This window comes from Bacillus cereus group sp. N6, assembly GCF_016483705.1.
In the GTDB taxonomy this organism is placed as follows: Bacteria; Bacillota; Bacilli; order Bacillales; family Bacillaceae_G; genus Bacillus_A; species Bacillus_A wiedmannii.
Genome location: NZ_JAEHBI010000114.1, coordinates 1 through 4,026, shown reverse-complemented (window position 1 = coordinate 4,026; position 4,026 = coordinate 1). Strand labels below are relative to the sequence as shown.

Below are 4,026 nucleotides of genomic sequence, written 5' to 3'. Positions count from 1 at the left end.
CCAAAAAGGGGTTAGTGGCGGGCTATTTTTCTAACTTCTATTATTTTATATGGTTTTCTTTCACTAAAATCAAAAAAATCCAGAGTGTTGGGAACCCCTAAAGGGTTTCCCAACACTCTGGAAAAAGAGAAGTCTGAAATGACTTCTCTTTTGTTTGTATATAGAATGAATCGTTTCGATTCCTTTCCATGTACGTGAAGCATGGCGAAGACTTTGAAATCCTGCGTATTTAACAAAACGTCGCTTGGTATGTCTATGGTCCATTCCTGTTCGATGAGATTATTGAAATACTTAACATTGCAATGTTAAGTATGCACATAAAACCGTTATGTTTCAGTTTTTTGAGCGCACAAAGTAGGACAGGAACCCTTGTCTGTTGTAAGAACCGGCGGCTCTTCAAAAGCTTTCACTAACCTTTTCATAAACATATAGGCAGCTTAATAATCTCGCTTTTTGCGAAGTTGAATATCCAATGTGACCTTCCTTATCAATCGCACGATAAAGATAACGCCACTCTCCTTTGACTTTGATATAGATTTCAGCTAAATGCCATACGAAATGTGCCGATTTATTTTTCTTTTTCCACATTTGATAAATCAAATTGCCATATTCATGCACCTAACGCATAATTGTTGTTGGGTGCACGGAAATTCCACGTTCTCTCAGGAGTTCAGATACATTACGATAGCTTAAAGAAAAACGACAATACTAGTCGACGGCTACCAAAATAATAGCTTTCTTGAACTGTTTTCCTTTAAAATATTGCATGTATCATACTCCTCGAATCATTTTTCTTACATTTTAATTCCCCTTAGATAGCTTTGCAACAGCACAGTTTATCGATAATTCTTCCTGTGAACACAACAAGATTTTCATGCTAAAAACCTTTTATTGAATAAAAAAGGCTTCATTAGTAGAGATGTAACTCCATCCATTAAATAATTGGAATGTAGCTCCATCGTGTAAATAATTCATTGGCATATCTAAAATTTTTCCACTTGTAGCATGTTTGATTGTATATTGATTACCACCTATCGAAGTGATTTTCCAATAATCAGGAGAATTACTTAAAACGACTTTTGTACCCGCTTCATAGGCAATATTACTACCAGCCATATATTTTCCTGTCCCTTTATTTTTAATAGTATAGTAAGATCCATTTTTTTGAAATTCCCATTGTTGTCCACTACTACCGCTTGATGTGAATTGGCAAGCTATATTTCGTCCTGTTCCAGCTTCTGTTCCAGCTCCTAATGCCTTACCACTATGCTTTACAGTCACTTTGTGAATACCAGATATTTGATCTACATATAAAGTAAATGATTTTGAAATATTATTTACTGTTCGAACTGTAATGGTTGTACTTCCTGCGCCACGAGTATAAATATTTCCGGAAGAATCAATAGTAGCCACACTTGAATTACTACTTTTATATGAGACCGTCTTATTTGCATTTGAAGGAGAAACCGTAGCTCGTACATGAAGACTTTGATTTATCCCTTTGTATGTAGCACTATTAGGTGTAATAGATAGAGATGTTGGTGCTACTTCTCCCTTTTTTACTGCCACAGAAATTCCAGCTTTTTTTCCATTTAAGGAAATTGCTGTAATCGTTGTAGTACCTTCTTTAATTGCCTTCCAGTTTCCATCTTTATCGACTGTGACTACATTTGTATCTTTACTTTCATATGTTAACTTTTTGTTCGTTGCATTCTCCGGTTGGACAGATGCCTGAACGGTTCCAGTTTGTCCCTCTGTTGTATTAATTTTATCTGGTGCTATTTTAATAGATTCTACTGCAATCTCTTTATTTTTCTTTATAAATCCGGCGTTAATCTCATTATTTTGCTTGCCTTCCACCAAAATATAATTAGATAGTTTGTCTGCTCCAAAGTTAGGTGATCCTAAAAAATCATATCCTTCTGGAATCTGTAACTTCACATAATAATAACCATTCGGAATATTTGTAAATTGATAATGACCTTTTTCATCTGTCGTAACATCTTGTACTTTTTTTCCATCAATATCATATAATTCTAGTTTAACACCAGAAACACCCTGTTCTCCTTCATCTTGTTTTCCATTTTGATTCGTATCTTCCCAAATCGTCTCTCCAATTTTCCCTTTTTGAAAAAGTAAACCTACATCAGCATCTAATTTAGTATCTCCATCACCTTTTATGTGGAAATAATCTGTCCATCCATCCCAGCCAAATTGTTTTGTAGAGACCATTTTGTATTGATCTTGTGGAATCACAATATGAGCAAAATAATCTCCTTCTTGTAAGGCGTTAAATTGATAAAAACCGTTCGAATCAGTTTTTTGTTCGCCAACTTTACTGCCATCAGCGCGATACAGTTCAATTGTAATACCCTCAATTCCTTTTTCGCCAGCATCTTGGAGGCCATTTTGATTGGAATCTTCCCAAACAAGATCGCCAACACTGCCTCCAAAAGCCTTCGTTTTCTCTTCAGCATGCACTTGTGTAGCAAGCAGAGGTAGAGAACTTCCTAAGAGTGTTACGGAAAGGATTCCACAATAGATAGAATGCTTTGTGCTTTTCTTTTTCATTATACATACTCCCTATATCATAGATTTTTAGATTTGTCCCCCTAGGATATATACCTTATGTACCAAAAAAACGTTACATCTTTTCTGTAAGATGCGCTTTTTTTCTTGCATGCTGATATATTGTACCTGCGAGCATCGTGGCGCAACATACGCCACATATAACAGCTAAAATAGGATATCCTTCTAGCAATGTAAATCCCATGATAGGACCAAATCCGGTGGTGGGAACAAGAGGGTTTATTCCTGCATTACTACTCATATGTACTTCCTCCCTTCTGTATATTGTAAAATCGTCCCTTATCGTGTGTTCCTGAAAGAATAGGAGACACATTTTTACGATACAACTCTCTACATCAACAAGGAACTCTTTTCGAATACATACATTGTAATGAATTTCATTCATTCATGAATATATATATAATAAACTTTGGAAAAGGCCTTTTTTGCTCTGTTGCAAAGTTTTTAAAAGTAAGCTAAACTTTCCTAATAGTACTTGTCATTGATAGATTCCCACTACCACCACTAGATCCAACATTATACTGTTTATACTTATCAACATAACTACCTGCACTAACTGACCCTAACGACGAAAAACCTATAAAAGTTGCTAATGCCCCAATTCCACAAATCTTTTTTGCCCTTGAATTCCCACAAAATTTGTTAAACATGAATCACATCACTCCTTTTTAGATTTTTTTGTTACAAAAACATCATAAACTAATATAAAAATTTCATGTCGAAATTTACAACTTATTAACGAAAAAATGAAAAAAATGCAGATATTTACGGTAAGTTAATAAAAAAACAAATTATCCTTAACCTACCCTAGACCCGTGTAGGCTAAAATATTATTGTGAATGTTTTTCTGAAAATTAAGAAAAGGAGATGAATCTATGAGAATACAATATAGAAAGTATGCGTTATCTGTAATCTCGCTAGCCTTATTTACTCTTATTGGTTGTACTAATAATGAGAAAAAAAACAATAAAAACGAAACATATACTTTTGAGGATTCCCAAAAACGTGGTGATATTTTTGAAAAAAACGATAAAATTTATAACATAGAGGAATTAGATACTTTCGTAAAAAACTATAATTCAAATAAAGACGATTCAGTTAGAATTACTAAATTTAATAACAAGAACGAACCTATTATTATTGATTTAACTGTAAAAAAAGAAAAGGAATCTACCTCCGTCTATTATGATGTCGACTACACAAAAACAAGTGAGAAACATAATGAAAATCAAGAGATACAATATTCGAATAATACATGTCAAAAGATACAGAAAGATATCGAAGACAACAAAGTAACTTATAAATTAGAATGTCCTGACACTATTCATTTGATTACAGCCTCAAAATAATAGGGAGGAAAATTGGTAACTACTCAGCTTTTTCAGACAAAAAAGCAGGCCAAATACATGTTTCCGATTTGAAAACATGAAAAAAAAT

General features: G+C 33.8%; 4 protein-coding genes and 1 pseudogene. 1 reads left to right on the top strand and 4 read right to left on the bottom strand.

The window, feature by feature from the left end; all coding sequences use genetic code 11:
- Positions 1-69: 69 nt before the first annotated feature.
- The 4 genes and pseudogenes from JDS99_RS29985 to JDS99_RS29970 form a co-directional block, all read right to left on the bottom strand.
- A pseudogene (locus JDS99_RS29985) lies at positions 70-768 on the bottom strand (IS6 family transposase).
- A gap of 120 nt (positions 769-888) precedes the next feature.
- Complete coding sequence (locus tag JDS99_RS29980; RefSeq protein ID WP_199696383.1) at positions 889-2,571, bottom strand: SdrD B-like domain-containing protein; 1,683 nt, start codon at positions 2,569-2,571, stop codon at positions 889-891.
- Positions 2,572-2,644: 73 nt separating this feature from the next.
- Positions 2,645-2,830, bottom strand: coding sequence for a hypothetical protein (locus JDS99_RS29975; protein WP_199696382.1), 186 nt, complete (start codon positions 2,828-2,830; stop codon positions 2,645-2,647).
- A 214-nt stretch (positions 2,831-3,044) separates the two neighbouring features.
- Positions 3,045-3,239: a hypothetical protein gene (locus JDS99_RS29970; RefSeq protein ID WP_199696381.1), complete on the bottom strand. Its 195-nt coding sequence runs from the start codon at positions 3,237-3,239 to the stop codon at positions 3,045-3,047.
- Between the two features lie 225 nt (positions 3,240-3,464).
- Between JDS99_RS29970 and JDS99_RS29965 the strand changes: the two genes are divergently transcribed.
- The gene (locus JDS99_RS29965; protein ID WP_199696380.1) at positions 3,465-3,938 is read left to right on the top strand and encodes a DUF4362 domain-containing protein; all 474 of its coding nucleotides are present in this window, start codon (positions 3,465-3,467) and stop codon (positions 3,936-3,938) included.
- Positions 3,939-4,026 lie beyond the last annotated feature (88 nt).